At 43.1% G+C, this 19932-nt stretch carries 15 protein-coding genes; 9 read left to right on the top strand and 6 right to left on the bottom strand.

Features of this window, described 5'->3' with window-relative positions; all coding sequences use genetic code 11:
- Positions 1 to 181 precede the first annotated feature (181 nt).
- The 3 genes from AC19MX_RS04135 to AC19MX_RS04125 all read left to right on the top strand — a co-directional run bounded on the left by AC19MX_RS04135 (position 182) and on the right by AC19MX_RS04125 (position 4494).
- Positions 182 to 1168 (top strand): extracellular catalytic domain type 1 short-chain-length polyhydroxyalkanoate depolymerase, encoded by a 987-nt coding sequence (locus AC19MX_RS04135; protein WP_498296598.1) that lies wholly within the window; start codon positions 182 to 184, stop codon positions 1166 to 1168.
- 230 nt (positions 1169 to 1398) lie between these two features.
- Positions 1399 to 3678 (top strand): TonB-dependent receptor, encoded by a 2280-nt coding sequence (locus tag AC19MX_RS04130; protein ID WP_498296596.1) that lies wholly within the window; start codon positions 1399 to 1401, stop codon positions 3676 to 3678.
- 135 nt (positions 3679 to 3813) lie between these two features.
- Positions 3814 to 4494 carry a response regulator transcription factor gene (locus AC19MX_RS04125; RefSeq protein WP_498296855.1) on the top strand — a complete coding sequence of 227 codons (681 nt, stop codon included), beginning with the start codon at positions 3814 to 3816 and terminating at the stop codon, positions 4492 to 4494.
- Positions 4495 to 4910: 416 nt separating this feature from the next.
- Here the strand turns inward: AC19MX_RS04125 and AC19MX_RS04120 are convergent, their stop codons facing one another.
- Positions 4911 to 8405, bottom strand: a complete 3495-nt coding sequence (locus AC19MX_RS04120; RefSeq protein WP_498296595.1) for a hybrid sensor histidine kinase/response regulator — start codon at positions 8403 to 8405, stop codon at positions 4911 to 4913.
- 168 nt (positions 8406 to 8573) lie between these two features.
- On the opposite strand from AC19MX_RS04120, the gene AC19MX_RS04115 reads away from it, so the two are divergent.
- Positions 8574 to 9746 carry an MFS transporter gene (locus AC19MX_RS04115; protein ID WP_498296593.1) on the top strand — a complete coding sequence of 391 codons (1173 nt, stop codon included), beginning with the start codon at positions 8574 to 8576 and terminating at the stop codon, positions 9744 to 9746.
- Entirely contained in the window at positions 9746 to 10684 is a 939-nt protein-coding gene (locus AC19MX_RS04110) for an alpha/beta hydrolase (protein WP_498296591.1), read from the top strand. The genes AC19MX_RS04115 and AC19MX_RS04110 overlap by 1 nt, the downstream gene beginning before the upstream one ends.
- Before the next feature lie 101 nt (positions 10685 to 10785).
- On the opposite strand, the gene AC19MX_RS04105 is transcribed toward AC19MX_RS04110, so the two are convergent.
- The 3 genes from AC19MX_RS04105 to AC19MX_RS04095 form a co-directional block, all read right to left on the bottom strand.
- Positions 10786 to 11586 carry a 3-hydroxybutyrate dehydrogenase gene (locus AC19MX_RS04105; protein ID WP_498296589.1) on the bottom strand — a complete coding sequence of 267 codons (801 nt, stop codon included), beginning with the start codon at positions 11584 to 11586 and terminating at the stop codon, positions 10786 to 10788.
- Between the two features lie 157 nt (positions 11587 to 11743).
- Positions 11744 to 12604 (bottom strand): SDR family NAD(P)-dependent oxidoreductase, encoded by an 861-nt coding sequence (locus AC19MX_RS04100; RefSeq protein ID WP_498296588.1) that lies wholly within the window; start codon positions 12602 to 12604, stop codon positions 11744 to 11746.
- 11 nt (positions 12605 to 12615) lie between these two features.
- The gene (locus AC19MX_RS04095) at positions 12616 to 13005 is read right to left on the bottom strand and encodes a thiol-disulfide oxidoreductase DCC family protein (RefSeq protein ID WP_498296587.1); all 390 of its coding nucleotides are present in this window, start codon (positions 13003 to 13005) and stop codon (positions 12616 to 12618) included.
- A 172-nt stretch (positions 13006 to 13177) separates the two neighbouring features.
- On the opposite strand from AC19MX_RS04095, the gene folX reads away from it, so the two are divergent.
- The 4 genes from folX to AC19MX_RS04075 all read left to right on the top strand — a co-directional run bounded on the left by folX (position 13178) and on the right by AC19MX_RS04075 (position 16605).
- Positions 13178 to 13540: a dihydroneopterin triphosphate 2'-epimerase gene (folX, locus tag AC19MX_RS04090; protein ID WP_160052566.1), complete on the top strand. Its 363-nt coding sequence runs from the start codon at positions 13178 to 13180 to the stop codon at positions 13538 to 13540.
- 21 nt (positions 13541 to 13561) lie between these two features.
- A complete protein-coding gene (folE, locus tag AC19MX_RS04085; protein ID WP_498296586.1) occupies positions 13562 to 14230 on the top strand; it encodes a GTP cyclohydrolase I FolE in 669 nt (222 codons plus the stop codon).
- Positions 14231 to 14418: 188 nt separating this feature from the next.
- Positions 14419 to 15147 carry a dihydromonapterin reductase gene (folM, locus tag AC19MX_RS04080; protein WP_498296584.1) on the top strand — a complete coding sequence of 243 codons (729 nt, stop codon included), beginning with the start codon at positions 14419 to 14421 and terminating at the stop codon, positions 15145 to 15147.
- 165 nt (positions 15148 to 15312) lie between these two features.
- Positions 15313 to 16605 carry an O-acetylhomoserine aminocarboxypropyltransferase/cysteine synthase family protein gene (locus tag AC19MX_RS04075; RefSeq protein WP_498296853.1) on the top strand — a complete coding sequence of 431 codons (1293 nt, stop codon included), beginning with the start codon at positions 15313 to 15315 and terminating at the stop codon, positions 16603 to 16605.
- Positions 16606 to 17118: 513 nt separating this feature from the next.
- Here AC19MX_RS04075 and AC19MX_RS04070 read toward each other — a convergent pair.
- On the bottom strand, positions 17119 to 17814 hold the full coding sequence (locus AC19MX_RS04070) for a 5-formyltetrahydrofolate cyclo-ligase (protein WP_498296583.1): 696 nt from the start codon (positions 17812 to 17814) through the stop codon (positions 17119 to 17121).
- Positions 17815 to 17964: 150 nt separating this feature from the next.
- Positions 17965 to 19857, bottom strand: coding sequence for a hypothetical protein (locus AC19MX_RS04065; protein ID WP_498296581.1), 1893 nt, complete (start codon positions 19855 to 19857; stop codon positions 17965 to 17967).
- Positions 19858 to 19932 lie beyond the last annotated feature (75 nt).

The raw sequence follows: 19932 nt of genomic DNA, 5'->3' as shown, positions 1-19932 counted from the left end.
ACCGAATAGCTCGCCTGCCGGTTTACTCCCATTTTATTATTCACATTGTCTAGCCCCAAAATCCTAAATCGCTCAAAGTTCCGCGTTTATTGCCCTACCTTTCATCAACATACCGACATTAATTTTCATGTGGATCTAAAGTGCCATTGCTGTTTGGCGCAAAATTCTGCAAGTTACTAATATGTTAAATTTGGAAACCGCTGAAATGATCAATAAAAAATACAGCTTCACTATGCCGCTGCTTTTACTGGGTTGTTTTCTTTCAATGCAGTCTGCTCAAGCAACCGACACGCCTTATACCCCTCTTACCGATTTTGGTGATAATCCAGGTGCGCTAACAAGCTCTTATCTTCCTGTGACGCAAGGCTCAAACGCTTCTCATGCTGGGGATTTATCTTTAGTGGTGTTACTGCATGGTTGTATTCAAGACGGTGTTGAGTTGGCCAACAAAAGCGGCCTAACATCATTAGCGATAGCGAATCAGTTTGCGGTTTTAGTGCCACAACAAAGCTATGACAATAACGTAAAGGGTTGTTTCAACTGGTTTGCAAGTCAAGATACTCAAATAGACAGTGGTGAAATGTTATCGATAAAAAACATGATAGTCACTACTCAAGAAAAACTAGGCGCAAAGCATGTTTATGTTATCGGGTTATCAGCAGGTGGCGCCATGGCGAGCGCTGCAATGGTCAATTACCCCAATCTGTTTCAAAGCGGTGCGGTCATTGCTGGTTTGCCCTATCCCTGTGCCGACAATTTGATCAAAGCCATCTCTTGTATGAAACAAGGGCCTGCGCAGTCAGTTGAAGAATTAGCCCAATTTGCCAAAGCTATACATCCTACGCAAACCCGTTGGCCTTCATTAAGTATCTGGACAGGTGACAGTGACAATGTTGTCAGTGCGAACAATGCAAAAATGCTCGCATCTCAATGGCAAGTGTTAACTCAATCTAATGCTAAGCCAACGGTGACAAATGAATCTGGTTACAGTATTTCACGTTGGAAAGATGATCAAAACAATGCGTCTATCGAACTCGTTACCATTAACAATTTTGGTCACGGCATTGCCGTAAATCCAGACATAAAACATGGCGGTGAACAAAGTGACTTTTTGCTTAAAGCGCCGATTAACAGCGTTAATGAAGTGATTAAGCTTTGGGGGCTTTAATTTACAGGTAAAATATAACGATATGTTTTTGAATGTGTTTTTGTTGTATTTGTTTAGCGAGAACAGGCAAAACGCATACTACTATAGTACCGATTCAATAAGCTTGAAAATACGATACAGTCAATATGTGAACAAAGAGTCGTCAATAAATCAAAAAGCAAAAGTGAGTTGTTAATCAAAATTTGCAGTAAGTAAAACCATTAATAATAACTATTACAACGGGGACCTGTATGAAACAGAATACGATTAAAATGAGCTGCATTGCCTTAGCCATTTCGTCAGTGTTAACCGCGCAGCATGCGATAGCCGCAGAAAATGAAAATAACAGCAGCGACAAACAACCTGTATTAGAGCGCATTGAAGTGACCGCGCGTAAAACAGTAGAGAGTTTACAAAATGTGCCTGTGGCGGTGACATCGGTGAGTGCCACAGAGTTAGCCGAAAATGGCATCAGCGTGATGACAGAAATTCAGCAGTTTTCCCCTAACACCACATTGCAGTCTAGCCGAGGCACTAACTCTACACTGACAGCCTTTATCCGCGGTGTAGGCCAGGAAGACCCATTGTGGGGCTATGAGCCCGGTGTCGGTATTTATATTGATGATGTCTATATTGCCCGTCCGCAAGGCGCAGTGTTAGACATTCTTGATGTACAACGTATTGAGGTGCTTCGCGGGCCACAAGGCACGTTATACGGCAAAAATACCATTGGTGGCGCGATTAAGTATGTCACTAAAAAAATGTCTGGTGACGGAGAATTAAGCCTTAAAGGCACCGTGGGCAGCTATGGCCAAAAAGATGCCAAAATTGCCGGTCAATTACCCATTGTTGATGACAAACTTTACGTTGGTTTTGCCTTTGCGAGTTTAAACCGTGACGGCTTTGGTGATTTTAAAACTTCAGCATTAGATGACCAAGATACCGAGAACTATAATAAAGATGTAATGGCAGGGCGCTTAAGTGTTGAGTACACACCTACAGACGACCTTTTTATGCGCTTTACTTACGATAAAACCCAAGATGACTCCAACTCAAAAGGCGGCTATAGACTGCTTCCTAGTTTATTAACCGATGCCCCAGTGCCAGACAGTAAATACGACTCTTACACCAGTATGCCTACCTGGAATAAGGTTGAAACAGAAGGCTGGAGCGCAACGGTCGAATATAATTTCAATGAGAATTGGAGTGCGAAATCGGTTACCGCAAAGCGTGAAGGCGAGTCACTCACCAACATCGACTTTGATAATACCAGCTTACGTATTTTCGATGTGCCGGCTATTTATGAAGATGAGCAATTTAGCCAAGAGTTTCAAGTTAACTATGTCGGTGATAACCTCAATGTAGTTTCCGGTATTTACTATTTTGACGGTGATTCTTGTGGCGTGTTCGATGCGATTTTAGAAGAAGCCTTTAAAGCTTATGGTGGACTCACTCGCGAAGTCAGTGGTTGTAATAATAGCGAAAGCTACGCCGCTTACGTGCAAGGTTCATACAGTTTTACCGAAAAATTGTCGATGACATTAGGCGGTCGCTATACTCGTGAATCTAAAGAGGCCACGGTATATAACGGAGTTATTTTCGATAGTATTTATCCTGAAACCGGCTGGTATCCTGGTTTTGTGCGCGATGACGCGTTAATTGAGTCGCAAATACCTAAAGTGCTTGATGACGAAGAAACATGGTCTAAATTCAATCCACGGATCGGTCTAGAGTATCAAGTGAATGATGACTTGATGGTATTTACCAGCTACTCACAAGGATTTAAATCAGGTACGTTTAACCCAAGAGCAACGGGCGCAGAGCCTGCGGTTGATCCTGAAACGGTGAATTCATACGAGATTGGTTTTAAAAGTGAGTGGAACGATAATCTCCGTTTAAATGCCACCGCATTTTATCTTGATCATAAGGACAGACAGTTTGTCACTGTGCTACCAGGCGAAGACAGTTCAGACCTTAATCAGCGTTTAGGCAATATCGGTAAATCAACCGCCACAGGCTTAGAGCTTGAGGTTGAATATGCTGCGACAGATTCACTTAACTTATTTGCTAATGTCGGCTTAATTGACGCTACTTTTGACGAAGTGATCTCTTACGATGACCTTGGAACTAAAATTGATATTAGCGATACCTACACCATTACTAATACCCCAGACACCACCGCCAACCTAGGCTTTAGCTACAACATTGAAGCCGATATTGGCAGCTTTATCATTAACGGTAATTACTACTACCGCAGCGATTACGATTTAGCAGTAGTGGATAACCTATTGAGCCAGGATGGTTACGGCTTGCTTAACTTTGGTGTTAATTGGTATAGCAATGATGGTCATTGGAATGCTGGGTTACATTGGAAAAATGTCACCGATGAAGAGTATTTGGTGGGTAACTACGCCTTTGTCACGCCAACAGGCGATGGTGATTTTACCCCTGGCTTAGGCGGCGATAATACCTTAGTGGGTTACTATGGCGACCCAGAGACTATTTCGTTAACGGTTGGCTATACGTTCTAATCCTTGTAGTCACTTATCAAAGAGACCTTCATATCAGGTCAGATAAGAATAGCCGGTCTCATCAGAACCGGTTATTCTTTTTATTGCTTATAAAGAGTGAACCATAACAATAACAACGAATGTAAGGGAGTCATGATGTCTCAAATTAAAGTGGCCATTGCAGATGACCATCCACTATTTCGTGCTGCACTCACCCAGGCTGTGCAAAAAAGTGTCAACGATGCACACGTGTTAGAGGCGGAAAACTTTCAAGAGTTAATTACCTTAGTGGAGCTACACCCCGATATTGAGCTTATTTTTATTGATTTACACATGCCGGGGAACGACGGTTTTACTGGCCTCACGTTATTACAAAATCACTTCCCTGACATTGCAGTCATCATGGTGTCATCTGACGATCAGCCAGAGATTATCCGTAAAGCGATCAATTTTGGCGCCAGTGCGTTTATTCCTAAATCGGCAAACTTAACCCAGATATCAACCGCAATAGACACTGTGCTAGAGGGGGACGTTTGGTTACCCGAGCACACCAATATCAGTGCTGATCAACACACCGCCGCTGAGCATCAACGTTTGGCAAAGCAATTAGCCCAACTCACGCCGCAGCAATACACAGTGCTGGCTAACATTGCTAATGGTCGGTTAAATAAGCAAATTGCGTATGACTTAAACATTAAAGAAACCACAGTAAAAAAACATGTCTCAGCGATTTTGCTCAAACTAGAAATCAATAATCGCACCCAAGCAGGATTAGTGTTCCAGCAATTAATGATTACCTCAACGGAAAACCAGCAGGTGGAGGTTGAAGCCTCATGATGTTGCATCAACGAATCGTTATGACCACTGATTTTGTTTAAATATTGATAATAATAGCGACTAAAGAGTTAACCCAAAAATGCCTCATTGTGAGGCATTTTTTGTGGTCAATAATGTACTAAAAATCAGTTATTCAGGGAGTAATTGTTTAGGGGCTGTTGATTTTTTCTGGTTGAATTTTGTTCGAGATAAAAACGTTTTAATCGAGGCGAATGGATTGATGCCTAGTCATCTAAGCAAAGTTCATTCAACAAAGAGTAAAACGTTTTTAGCCGAACCCTTCGGGGAGCGTTTGTTGGCCATTTTTACTGCGTTATCGACTTTTTATGTAGAATAACTACACCTCGAAGTCTCTACCGCGCAGTTGTATATGTGAGTAATGGCCAACAATTCGCTGCAAAAATAACCTTGAAAGATCAACAGCCCCTTATTATCCGCTTTAAGGCGATTGCCTTAAGCGGTTTGCGTACAAAACTAAACTGGGCACTGCTGGTGTGTTGTCTTACGGATTCCGACGGGTCGGCAGAGCAAATAACACAGGTGGGTTTGTTGCTGTCATTAACGTGATTAGCCAGTAAGTATTGCACCAGGTCGACCCCATTTTTATCGTCCTCTAAATGATAGTCAGCAATAATGAGTTTTGGTTGCGGGTGAGTGATTAATTGTTGTATCGCACTAGGTTGGTCTTTAGCGGTAATGACATTACAACCCCAATCGCTGAGCAATGTGGAGATCGCTTTTAGCATCAGGTCGTCATTGTCGATCACCATCACGGTAATATTAGTGCTGTTACTGCTTATGTCATCTTCGGCTGTTTCAGTCACTTTAATTGGCTTTTTCTGCTGTAATACACGGGGTATTTCAACACTAAAACACGTGCCTTTACCCACTTCAGAATGCAGATATATTTTGATATCCAACAACTTGGCAATTCGATCGCATATCGCCAAGCCTAGTCCTAACCCCGGAATTTCACGAGTGAGCTCTAAGCGTTCAAATTCACAAAAAATGGCTTGCTGTTTATCAAGCGGAATACCTGGACCATTGTCCCAAACTTGGATTAATAAAGCGTGCTCAAGCCGCCTAACGCCTAATAACACTTTTGGGACAAACTCGGTATTGCTAGTCTGCCCATTTGCTTTATTGTCAGGCGAAGAGGTTTGGGATGTTATATGCTGATTGCGTTTGCCCGAAGGGGAGTAATGAAACGCATTAGATAAAAAATTCTGAATAATACGGCGCAGCAGTCTTTGGTCGCTTTCTACGAAACAAGAAGATATTTGGTATTTAAAATCAATACCTTGTTGAACCGATAATGCTTTAAACTCATTGACTAAGGTCGACAGTAAGTCATCAATCGCAAATTGACTTTGCTCGGTTTTGAGCGACTTACTGTCTAAGCGTGATATTTCCACCAGGTCAGATAATAAGCTTTCAACAACGTTTAATGACTCTTCAATGTGGCTGGCTAAATCTTGCAACTCGGTCGATTTCACCCGTTGCTTTAGCATGTCGGTAAATAAGGTTAAGGCATTAAAGGGCTGCATTAAGTCATGACTGGCCGCGGCTAGAAAGCGGGTTTTACTACTGTTAGCAGCCTCGGCCTCAGCTTTAGCTTTTTCCAATTCTTGGGTGCGGCTTTCTACCCGTTTTTCGAGTGTTTCATTGGCCAATTGCAATGCTTTTTCAGCTTCAATGTGCGCGGTAATATCAGCAAATGTACTGACAAAGCCGCCACCAGGCATGGCTTGACCGCGGATCTCTAATACTTTGCCATTAAGCATGGTGCGCTGAAAATGATGTGAGCTGCCACCGCGCATATGCGCTAAACGTTTTTCCACCAACTCATGGGCTTCATCGCCGACAATAATCCCTCTGTCGATATTGAAGCGAATTAATTGTTCAATATGCAATCCGGCTTTGACAAAATCTTGCGGGTAATCGAGCAGTTCAATATAACGTTGATTCCAGGCCACTAAACGCATGTCGGCGTCGACAACACTAATGCCTTGTTCAATGTTCTCCACCCCAGATTGCAGCAGCTCACGGTTAAACTCAAAAATTTGGTTAGCTTCGTCAACAATGCTTACTACATCTTCTAACGGCATTTGTTGGCTGCGTGATGCAGCGCTCATCACCATTCTGGTCGAGGCGGAGCCGAGTACGCCAGACAATTTTAAACGAGTATAATCAACAAGTTGTTGTTGCTGATCTTTACCCGCACATTTTTTAGATTCAGCAATTAGCGCATCCGCTTCATCTTTATTAATAAAACGGTTTAATAAACTGGCTAAGTCATCGACCGACAAGTGTCTTTCTGGCTGCACCGGTTTTCTATTAACAAATAAATCGGCTTGCAACACCTCGCCAACACTTTGCTCTTTAATCAGTGAGATAATCACAAAGCAGCCAATGTTTGCCGCTAAACTGTAAAATACCCCATGGCTGATGTTATCTAGACTGGTTAAGCCAAATAAGGCTGTCGGGGTTAACCACGCAATATCAAACAAACCAAATTTAACCCAATGCGCTTCAGGAAATGTCACCGGCAACAGTAAAGTATACAGCCACACAATGCTGCCCATAATTAAGCCCACAAAAGCACCTTGAGTAGTGGCATTTCGCCAATACAAGGCACCAATTGCAGCGGGTGCAAATTGAGACAACAGCACAAATGACAGTAAACCAATGCTGGCTAAGTGATTTTGCTGATCGATAAAGCGTTCAAATGCAAAGGCCGACAGTAAAATCACCGCGATAGAAACACGGCGTAAATTTAATAAAATACCTGATAATTGCGGGGTTTGTTGCGAGCTAAATTTGGGTAGTCGTAATAGTAATGGGGTTAAAATTTCAGTCGAAATCATGGTGCTTAATACAATTGCCGCCACAATCACCATGGCGGTTGCCGCCGCGAGTCCACCGACATAAACCAATATGCCTAGCCATGCTTGTTGATAAAACAGTGGTAATGTCAGTACATAGGTATCTGCGCCAACACTGCCGCCAGGGAAACTAAGCTGTCCGGCTAAAGCAATCGGCAATACAAAAATATTAATCAATAACAGGTATAACGGCACCATCCAACGTGCAGATTTAAGCTCTTCATCATAATTGTTTTCAATCATCATCATGTGAAATTGTTGCGGTAACGCATAGATAGTAATCGCGCCCAAAATAACCTGCGATACCACAAGATAAGTCGAGTCTGATTGGCTGGTTTCTTTAATGTGTTGCCCTTGGCTGAGCAAATCACCAAAACCATCGAATATAAAGAAAGTGGCAAATATGCCCACGGCGGTCAGGGCAAATAACTTCACGATAGAGCTAAACGCAATGGCCAATACTAAGCCTTGATTATGTTTACTGGCAGACAGCTGGCGGGTGCCGAACAAAATACTAAAGATAATTAATACAATGGTCACCACAAATGCTGTGCTAATGCCTGACTGAAACGTGCCCGTGAGTAAATCAAAACTGGTGCTAATGGCTCTTAACTGTAAGGCGATATAAGGAATGGTGCCCAGTAGCGACACAATGGCAACGCTGGCGGCTATTTTAGGTGAGCGGTCAAAGCGGCAGGCAATAAAGTCGGCAATAGAAGTAAGGTTTTGGCTTTTGATTATTTGTAGCGTGCGCATTAGCATCGGCCACGCAAGCACCAAACAAATGATCGAACCAATATAAATGGGGGCAAGCCAGGCGCCCGTTGTAGCAGCTTGGCCAACAGTGCCATAAAACGCCCATGATGTGCAGCAAACCCCTAGTGAGAGGCTATAGACCCAGGGTTTTTGGGCTAACGTTGTTATGGCGCGATTTTGCCCCCACTGTGCAACCACAAATAGCATGGCAAGATAAGCAATCGAAATTGAACTGATCAACCAAGTATCAATAGATAACCAAGCCTGCAAGTTATTCCCCTATTATTTTTATTGTTTATCCTTGCGAAACTACACTAGACGCCCTGTTTGATAAAGATTTTTAACAACGCGGTGCACTAAGGTAGTACTTATTTATCCATATCCATCAGATAACATGATTTAACTCCATTAGTGTCATTTAAGGTACCGATAACGCCTATGAAAATAACCCATAGATATCTGGTCGAAGGTTTAGTCTTTACGAGTTATGTGCTCTTTGCCATGGCTTGGGTTGGCGGTACAGCCAGTATGAACAACATCATGGCATCGATGCATATCGAGAGTTTAGCCTCTGCAAGCTTTATCAGTGGTGCCGTCACACTGGCTAAAATAGTCGGTACGTTTAGCGCTGCGTATGTCGCGGTAAAGTTTGGTATCAAGTACGCCTTTTTGTTAGCCGCGTTATTAATTGTTGTCGGCATAGTGACGCCACTAGCGACGAGTTATGAATTACTGCTGGTAAGCCGTTTTTTAATGGGCTTAGGTGGAGCCTTTATGATTGTGTACTTTAATCCTATTGTGATGCAGTGGTTTGTACCAGAAGACCGCCCGGTGGTTAATGGGTTAAATGCGGTGGCATTTAACGTTGGCACTGCAATTATTTTATGGGGCATGACCAGTATTAATTCACTTACGGGCAGCTGGCAAAATAGCTTAGTGTTGTTTTCAGCCGCGAGCTTGGTACTGGCAATGGTGTGGTTACTGGTTAAGTTTGACGCTCCCGTTTCGGCTAACCACACAGCAGGATCTGAACCCACTGAATATGGTTATATGGACGGGCTAAAAGACAAATTTAACTGGGCCTATGCGTTCACTTATTCTGGTTTGTTGTCGTTTTATATTTGTTTATTCACTTTTTACCCGCAAGCGGGCATTAGTCAAAGTAAATGGGTCATTGGTTTTGGCATTGTCGGCACCATCGCGGGGATGTTATACAGCCGAAAAAATCCACTGCGCCTACCTATTATTCGTTTAAGTGGGCTGATTATTTTTATCACAGTACTCGGGTTATCGTTTAGCTCGCAGCCTTGGCTGCAAATCTTATGTGCGATTGTATTGGGCTTTTTTATCTTTTTCCCAGTAACCGCATTAGTGTCTATTCCGCATGAGTTACCGCAGATGACAGGGCAAAAAATTACCGTGGTGTTTAGTCTGTTTTGGTCAATTAGTTATCTGGTGTCGACCATTGTGCTGTGGATATTTGGCAAGTTAGTGGATATGAATGATGGCAGTTACACCAGCTCATTTTTGATGATTACCTTGCTCACCGGTACGGTATTTGTAGGCAGTTATTTTTTACCTGAAACGGGTAAACCAAAGGAGTCATTATAATGAGAGGCACAGTGTCTGCTAAGTTGACTGATTTTCTGGCTCAGGCCAATAGTAACATTGCCCTGGCTAAACAAAATAATATCCAATTTACACCAACAATATTGCGGGAAAACTTAAATAAACTGAGCGGGTTAATGAGTGACTCTCCAGCGGTGCCTTATATTGCAGATAAAACGTTGACGTTATCCGACCGTATTATTCCCGTCAGGATTTATAGCCCTGCGCCAGATAAACCTTTGCCTGTGTTAGTGCATTTTCATGGTGGTGGGCATATGTGTGGCAGCGTAGAGTTGTACGACCCCATTTGCCGTCATCTTGCCAGTATTGCTCAGTGTGTGGTGATTTCAGTTGAGTATCGCTTGGCGCCAGAGCATCCTTATCCCGCGGGGATTGATGATTGCGAACAGGTACTCATACGTTACGCTGAGTTACTCGGTGATGTTAAGCATCAAGATTCGGTCACGATTGTTGGTGACAGTGCAGGTGGCGCCATTTGCACCAGTTTAAGCATGAAAAGTTTAACGGATAACCGGCTTAAAATAGACCAACAAATTTTGATTTACCCTAGCGTCGATTACACATTAACAAGCCCATCATTAGACACAAATGGCACTGGGTTCTTACTCGAAACAACTCGCATAAAGTGGTATTTCGATCAGTATTTTCAATCGACTGATGCCGATATTATTAAACAGGCTTCACCTTTATTGGGGCCGATGTCGGCTGCATTGCCTAAAACGCTTATCTTTACAGCAGGCTGCGATCCACTTCGGGATGAAGGCATAGCTTATGCTAAGGCATTAACTGTAGCTGGTGTTGATGTTGAGCATCATTCGCTTGACGGCATGATCCACGCCTACATGTTACTGCATGATCTTGTTAACGATGAATGTATGGCAACCTATCAACATATCGCTGAGTTTATGGCCAAGACTTAACCACTGCTTATTGTTTTAGGCATTAAAAAAGCCCTTATCGATATCAATAAGGGCTAACATTTAATATGAGATTACCTGCTATAAATCAATCTCACCCAAGCTTATTGCGCTGTCCAGGCACCATCCATTGGTAATGCAGCCCCAGTAATGCCTTTTGCCGCGCCGCCACAAAGAAACAATACAAACTCACCTATCTGTCTCGGCGCTAGCATTTCTGGTAACGGTTGTTTTGCGGTAACCAGTTGATATTTTGCCTCGTCATAACTCAGGTTTTTGTCGCTTGCGATGTTGTCAATTTGTTTGCCGATAAGCGGCGTATCAACCCAACCTGGGCATATCGCATTGACCGTAATGCCTTGTTCTGCACACTCAATGGCGACCACTTTTGTTAAGCCCACAATGCCGTGTTTTGCCGCGCAATATGCCACTTTATTTGCTGAGCCGACTAAACCATGTACTGAGGCAATATTAATAATTCGCCCCCATTGTTTATTGGCCATTGCGGGCACAACTTTTTGGATGGTATGAAATGCAGAAGATAAGTTAATCGCGATAATGTCGTTCCACTTTTCAATCGGGAAGTTGGCCACATCTTGGGTATGTTGAATACCGGCGTTATTGACTAAAATATCAATACTGCCTAATTGCTCCACGGCCGCGTCCATAAACTCATGTATACAGGTAGGGTCTCTTAAATCGGCATTGCTAAAATAGGTGTTTATTTGATATTGAGAGGTAAATTCAGCGGCTAATGCCGTACCTTCATCTTGCGCCATCAAACCATGCAATACGATATGACAACCTTGTTCAGCCAGTACATGTGCGGTGGCCAAGCCTATACCGCTTGTTGAGCCGGTAATCAGTGCTACTTTCCCTTTTAGTCCCGTGTGTAACGTCGACATAGTATCGGTTCCTCAATCCAATTTAGTACTTTTAGGGTAAAGCAATTTAGGCACAATTTAATTGGCACCTTAGTACCATATGACATCAGCAACTTGGCATGTACTTAGCCATAGCCATAGCCATAGCCATAGCCATAGACATAACATCAATGAGCGCTTACCAGTTAATCGGCTCGCCTTGCCAATCTAAGTAGCTGGCTTCGCCATCGGGCTCAATGTTATCCATAATCTGCTGTAATTGGCTGGCGACAAAGGCAGGGGTAAAGAGTTTGCCTTGAGGTACGTTGGCTTGAAAAGGTTTTGATAATGGCGTGTCGGTGGTGCCGGGGTGAAACGCAATCAGCTTCACGCGTTTAAGGCGTCTAGCATATTCTACTGCCGTGGTTTTAATGAGCATGTTTAATGCCGCTTTTGAGGCGCGATAACCATACCAACCGCCGAGGCGATTATCTGAAATGCTGCCGACTCGAGCACTCAATATACTGATAACACATTTTTGTTCGGCGCTTACTTTATGACGAGGTTGCGACAACAATGGGGTGAGGGCGCTTAGCCATAACATCGGCACAATACTGTTGGCATAAAACAGCTGCTCTAACGAATGTGCATCAATATCTTCAATGCGTTTTTCTGGCATTAAGGCTGGTTCGTTTGTGCTGATGTGCTGGTTTTTACTGTGCAAAATGCCATTACACATCACTATGCGAGTCACTGTGCCTGTAATCGCCACGATATCGCTAACACATTGTTCTATTGAGGCTTGTTGATAATCACAGCTAAAGTGCTGGTGGTTAATACGTCCCGTTAGTTCACTGTCAGTTAGTTCAATGCCCATTAGTTCAGGCAATTTTATGCTGGGCTGACGGCTAACCGTGATGATTTGTAACGGCTTTGCGACAGGTAAGTTTGGCTGCTGTTGCTTTGCGTGTTGATGACAAGTTTGCTCAATAAAGGCTTGGGCAATTAGCGATGACGCCCCAATTACAATAATGGTTTCAGTTGTCGTTGAATCGCTCATGCGCTTTGCTCTTATTTAATGTTACAACTGCCATTATCACAGCGTTTTTTGCCGGTCAGTAAATACGATATCCGGTAGCGATTACGCGCAAAGGCCAAATAGGCTAGGTCTGCCACAGGTTTAATCACGGGCAGGCGCAGCAGTTTTATCCAACCGTGTTTACCTGTTAATCCCCATGCCTTAGCAGTCACGTCTAAGCCATATAGCCAACTGCCATCCGCTTGCAAACCATGCAATATGGTATTGGCTTGTTCTACATCTAAGTCAGGGAAACGCTGATTAATATCTGCCGCGTTAATGTCTTCAAGCCCGATGCGGTTTAAGCTGTCGTAGCGCTTTAATTGCTGCATTTCATTAAGACAAAGCGGGCAAGTGCCATCGTAAAATATTGTCAGTTCCATTATTCACCTCGGGTCGCTTTTATTGAGAGATTGTACGCACCAGATCCAAAGCTAGTTTACCTTTATTGTGATTAGCATTGATCATTTAGCGATCGGCGTGAGCATTTAAGATTTATGATCTTTTTATTTCACCCTGGCGTATAGATTAAAAACAATCCACTAGGGCTAAATAATGCCATTAAGCCAAGCTATTATTAACGTCACCAACTTACGTTTACGCACCTTTATTGGGTTCAACCAAGACGAACGCGAAAAACAGCAAGACGTGGTGATCAACATTGAGATCCATTATCCAGCGGATCGTTCGTTCCAAACCGATGATGTCGCCGATGCCCTAAACTACAAGATAATCACTAAAAAAGTGATTCAACATGTAGAAGAAGGCCGGTTCTTATTACTCGAAAAACTGGTGGCTGACGTGCTCGACATTTGTCGTGAACATCCAAGCGTAACCTTAGCACGAGTGACTATTGATAAGCCGCATGCATTACGTTTTGCCGACTCTGTTTCTTTGTCTTTAGAGTATCAAGCCTAACCTATTATTAAGGATGTTATTATGACCACCATTAATGACATAACTCGCGTCGAGTTGTCTGCCGAAGCACTAAAAGTTCAAAAGGCGTTAGTCGACCATGGCCTTGAAACGCCACTGATTCCAAGTGACCTGACTAGCGAGCAAAAGTATCAACGTATTAAAGGCTTAATGACAGAAGTTGTGTCGACACTTGGCCTCGATTTAAGCGACGACAGTCTAGCTGAAACCCCGCATCGTATTGCTAAAATGTACGTCAACGAGATTTTCTCAGGCCTTGATTACGCTAACTTCCCTAAAATCACCCAAATTGACAATAAAATGGGTGTTGAAGAGATGGTTAAAATCAGCAATATCAGTGTGGTAAGTACCTGCGAGCATCACTTTATTACCATCGATGGTTTGGCCAAAGTGGCTTACATCCCTAAAGGCAACATTATTGGCTTATCTAAAATTAACCGAATTGTGTGCTTTTTTGCTCAACGGCCGCAGGTGCAAGAGCGTCTCACACAACAAATTTTAGTGGCACTGCAAACCTTGCTCGAAACCGACGATGTCGCAGTTAGCATTAACGCTACCCATTACTGTGTTAAATCTCGCGGCATTATGGACACGTCATCGAGCACCCAAACCACGGCACTTGGCGGCTGTTTTAAAGCTAATCCAGCCAGTCGTGCTGAATTTTTAGCGTAACGTTATACGGTTTACTTCGATTTATTTAATGGCTTCAACCTCCCCCGAGTTGAGGCCATTTTTTTAGGCTGCAAACCTTGTATTAAAAGTTTAATCCTTAGCGGTTATTATAAATGCTTATCATAAGCACCTAATTTGCTTATGATAAGTTTTAGGGTAAGTCATTAACCAAACATAAAGAGAGCATTATGGAACGTACAATACTGATCACTGGCGTAGGTAAGCGCATTGGTTATGCACTGGCTAAGTATTATTTGGCCCAGGGTCATCATGTTATTGGCACTTATCGTACTCATTACGACAGTATTGAGCAGTTAGGCAAGCTTGGAGCCAGTTTACATTCGTGCGACTTAACAGACCCAGCGGCAATTGATGAGCTTATTGCTCACATCAATGAGCATCATGATCGCCTCGACACTATTATCCATAATGCTTCAGACTGGCTGCCAGACAACAGCGGCTTAAGCCCAAGCGAAACCATGGCCAGAATGATGCAAATTCATGTGTCTGCGCCTTATCAAATCAACCTTGCATTAGCGCCATTGTTGGTTGCCGCCGCCAAAACCAATGACGACAGTATAGGTGCCAGCAACATTATTCATATCACCGACTATGTCGCCGAAAAGGGCAGTAAAAAGCACATTGCTTACGCGGCCAGTAAAGCGGCATTGCATAATATGACCTTGTCATTTGCCAGCTTGCTTGCGCCACACGTTAAAGTGAACTCGATTGCCCCCGCGATGATTCTATTTAATGAGCACGACGATGATGCTTATAAAGTCAAAGCATTAGCGAAAGCGATATTGCCAAGGGAGGCCGGTAATAATGAAATTATTAGCCTTATCGATTATCTACAAAGCAGCCATTACGTCACGGGTCGCTGTTACGCTGTTGATGGTGGCAGACAGTTAAAATAAGCGTTAACAATCTAAAAGATTTAAGCAGCAAGCGTGCCGCGATATGGCTATCATCATTTCGCGGTATTTTGTTATAGACTTCTAGATGGCTAATTGGTAGTGTGGATATTAATCAATATCACCACAGTCAATTATCTCAAGGAAGTCGCTATGTCTGCAGAAAACATGAAACTGGAATCACTGGCATTACATTATGGCTACGAGTCAGAAGCTACGACTAAAGCTGCGGCAGTGCCGATTTACCAAACCACCTCGTACACCTTTGATGATACCCAGCATGGCGCAGACTTATTCGACCTCAAAGTCGCAGGTAATATTTATACCCGCATCATGAACCCAACCACCAGTGTTTTAGAGCAACGCTTAGCGGCTATCGAAGGCGGTATTGGCGCGCTTGCAGTGGCATCAGGCATGGCGGCGATTACCTATGCGATTCAAGCGCTCACTCAAGTGGGCGACAACATTGTTAGCACTAGCCAACTGTATGGCGGCACCTATAACTTATTTGCTCATACGCTGCCGCGCCAGGGCGTTGAAGTGCGCATGGCCGCGTTTGATGACTTTGACGGTCTAGATGCATTAATTGACGATAAAACCAAAGCATTATTTTGTGAATCAATTGGTAACCCTGCCGGTAACATCGTCGACTTACAGCGTTTGGCCGATATTGCCCATAAACATGGGGTGCCATTAATTGTTGATAACACTGTCGCGACGCCAGTATTGTGCCGCGCGTTTGATCACGGCGCCGACATTGTTATCCATTCACTGACCAAATACATTGGCGGTCACGGCACCACCATTGGTGGGGTGATTATTGATTCAGGTAAGTTTGATTGGGTCGCTAATAAAGAACGCTTTGCGATACTTAATGAGCCCGATCCGTCTTATCACGGCGTGGTATACACCGACGCCTTTGGCCTTGCAGCCTATATTGGCCGTTGCCGCGTAGTGCCATTACGTAATACTGGCGCAGCCTTGTCGCCACACAGTTCATTTTTACTGTTGCAAGGGCTCGAAACCCTTAGTTTACGCATGGAACGTCATTGCAGTAATGCACTCGCGCTGGCTGAATTTTTACAACAACACCCAAGTATTAGCTGGGTCAATTATGCTGCACTACCCAATAGCCCGCACCATGCAACCTGTCAAAAAATCACCGGCGGTAAAGCCTCAGGTATCATCAGTTTTGGCATTAAAGCCGCCAACGCAGAAGCGGGTAAAGTGGCCGGTGGTAAGTTTATTGATGCGCTGCAAATGGTGTTACGTTTAGTCAACATTGGTGATGCTAAATCGCTCGCTTGTCACCCTGCTAGTACCACTCATCGCCAGCTCAGCGGTGCAGAGCTTGCCAAGGCCGGTGTATCAGAAGACCTGGTGCGTATTTCAGTGGGTATTGAGCATATCGACGATATTATTGCTGATGTAAGCCAGGCATTAGAGAAAGCAATTGTATAGTCACGATTGCTTTTGTTGCACATAACAAAAATCGTGGCACTTCGTCCACACCCGACCAAGAAGGGAAAAACTGCTTTCCCCTCTTGGATCTCCCCGGCAGCTCCGGCAAAGTGTTGATCCTCATAGCATAATAAAAATCGCCTAACGGCTCAGATGGTACATCTGATGTGAAGGGATTCACGAATGTCGTGGTGACAGGACGTCAATGAACGACCCTGTACCCCTGAGCCTGTGCCATTTCTGCAAGGCAGGAGCCTAAATGCCTTGAAACACATGGTCAATGATGTTCCCGACATCATAATGACATTTCCCAAATCCATATGGGTCAGATGTGTGAGAAAGGGCTTGATGTCACTTCGGCATTTTTATCATGCTATTTCGGACACTTTGGACGGAGAATAGTTAGTCTGCAGGTTTTTTCACATATCGGTCATTAATAGCGGCAATAAATCATTTAACTAAAAAGCCCCATCAATAACATGTATTGATGGGGCTTTTTATTACGAAGCTATTTTAAATAGCCAATCTTCTCGTTGGGGTAATAATCACTGGCAATGGCACATCCCAAAAGTCGGTTGGTACCTGGCTCACTTCCTGACAATCGTGGGCAAAACCAACGGCTAAGGGTTTGTTGTTAACAACTTGAGCTAAGGTGCGATCGTAATAACCGCCGCCCATGCCCATACGATTACCGTGTTCATCAAATGCCACTAACGGCGTGATGATCATATCGAGTTGATTAACAGTGATCACATGTTGCACATTGAGTTTAGGTTCGCTAATACCGTATTGGTTTTTAACCATCACCGAGTCACGATCGTACCGTACAAACAACAAATGCCCTTTGCAAAATGGATGAATAAGCGGCAAGTAAACATTGATGTTTAAATCCCATAAGGCATCAATCAATTTTTGTGTGGCTAACTCGCCGTCATGGGTTAAATATACTGCCACATGCTGTGCCGATTGTGCCTGAATTTCTGCCAGCATATGACGGCTGGCAATTAAGGCTAATTGGCTTTGTTCTTCAGTGGATAAACTGTTGCGCTCTTGCCTAACATGGCGGCGAATATTGTCGCGGCTCATGTCTGTGCTATCAAACAAAGGCTCTTGAAACTCAGATGGGGTGGCAAAATAGCTAATGCGTGCCGAAGAGGTAGACGTAACAGGACGGTTGTCGTTGTTCGTCATAAAACGCGTGATACTCATATATTAGGAGTACTCCATCACTGACAAATTAAAAAACACCAAAACACAGAATGAAAGTAGGTTAGCGCTTTATGAGTCGATATGAAAGCACTGGTTAATCATCTGCTCATGTTGCAGCTGATTAACCTCGACTAACCTAAATGCTTAATCCTATTTGTCCATATTCATGGATTTTAGTAATACAGGGCTATCATAATCTGCCACCATGGTTTTTGCTTTTAACCAAAAACGTCTTCGCGTTAAGAAGTAAGTAAAGCTGATAGATAATATGCCCCATTCAAGTACATTGTTTTTCATAAAATCTATGCCAGATGCCAATAACGTTGTTACGTCACCAACATAGTGCGCATGATCTGCAATAAAACCATAGGTAGGATTTATGGCATAAAGTCCAAATTGAATTGCGCAGAAAATACCAAACCCAACCAGTAAGCCTAACAACTTGCTATACCATCTTTGTGGCCTTTTAATGCCAATAATAAGTAAATAGACACCCACTAATATTGAACCTGTAACAAGCGTGCTACCGATAGCTGGTGATAGTTCAAGTAGCTCTAACGTATTGTAATAAAATGTAAAGCCGATATGTGGCAATAATAGTGTGATGCTTATCGCTAACAACCATATTTTAGTTTTGCTGATACTTTTCCAATACCACTTTTTCACACTCTTATAGCTTAACCACAGGAGTCCAAAAATAAACACATAGTTCATATAAGCGGGGAGCCCAAATAAATCAAATCTCATCCTCAGCAACGCCATCATCCATTCAGGCACTTGTGACACGCTCATGCGATGACTTGTTTCTGCGGCAAATGAAGGAAATAACAGCGCGATTAACATTCCTAACGTGAAGAACAAATAAGTGTACTTTATTAAGCTTAAAAACATGTTGGGCGCAATACCCTTAACACTCTGCTTTTTTAACTTAGTGACTAAGTGTTGATAGTTAGAGATAACAGCATCGTTAATCTCTTTTGAAACCCAATTTTCTGTTAGTAACGCAATTTGAGTCTGGGTGGTGTGCGCTTCAATAATGTCCTTTATCGCGGGTGTTGCTAATACTTCTTTGTCGGTTTCTTTGTCATTTCCGGTCATTTTCTGCGCTACAAACCATACCGCAGGATCGTAAACTCCACCGGCATTGTGTGTTGTGTCTTTTTTACCCGCAAAACACATTGTTGTATCGACTTTATCTATCGTAGCGGTAAATTGTAACGTCGGCAGTTTAGCGGTAAAAGCATAAATAAAAGTACAACCATCAAGGCCGCCTTCAACGTCAACTTCAGCTATCTCGGTCAAATGATAAACTAAGTCTAAACCATTATTTTTAACGAATTCAGAAGTCCATTCGTGATAGTCGTTACTGTTATAAGCCCATTTAGTGCTGCGTTTAGCATTACCATCAATGGTGTAACTGTAATAGAGATATCCACCACCATTACAAGTATTGCAGGTTACTGAACCTGAGCCGTTGCAGGTATAACAGGTTTTTTTGCCACTTCCCCAGCAAGATGAGCATGATTCAGTTGTGTAAACCGTGCGATTATTATAACTGTCGAAACGTGACACACTAATGCGGCCGCTGCCACTACAACCGGTACAAGAATTCTTGCCTGAGCCATTACAATTATAACAGCTTTGTGACCCAGAGCCGCTGCAGTTGTAACACACTTTGCTGCCTACATAGGTTTCTGGTGCAGATTTTAAGTCTCTATTTCTGATCAAAAAATTGCTAGAAATATCAGGCCCAAGAATATTTATAAAACGGTCATTAAATAACGAATTTTGTCCGCTAACATACTCTTTTGCTTTGTCGTGGGCGTAATCCCTCGCATTTGATGCACTACCAGATTGGATGCCATTAGGACAATAAGATCCATGTTCGTGCTGACTCACCCCAATTTCGATCGTCCATCCAAAAGTAAACTTAAGCTGAGGTTGTTTTGTTTGTTCGTTACTTAATATTACGGGGACATCAACACCAGTGAGGTCTTTACCGTTATTACGGATAAATCGTTGGAATTGTTCTAATTTACTCACGTAATACTTCCTATAATCAATGCGTGATACATTTTGCTATTTATTGTTATTTTGCTATTTATTGTTATTGAGCTA

Source organism: Shewanella sp. MF05956 (assembly GCF_059758055.1).
Note: the sequence above shows the minus strand (reverse complement) of the source record. Positions and strands in the feature narration are given on the sequence as shown.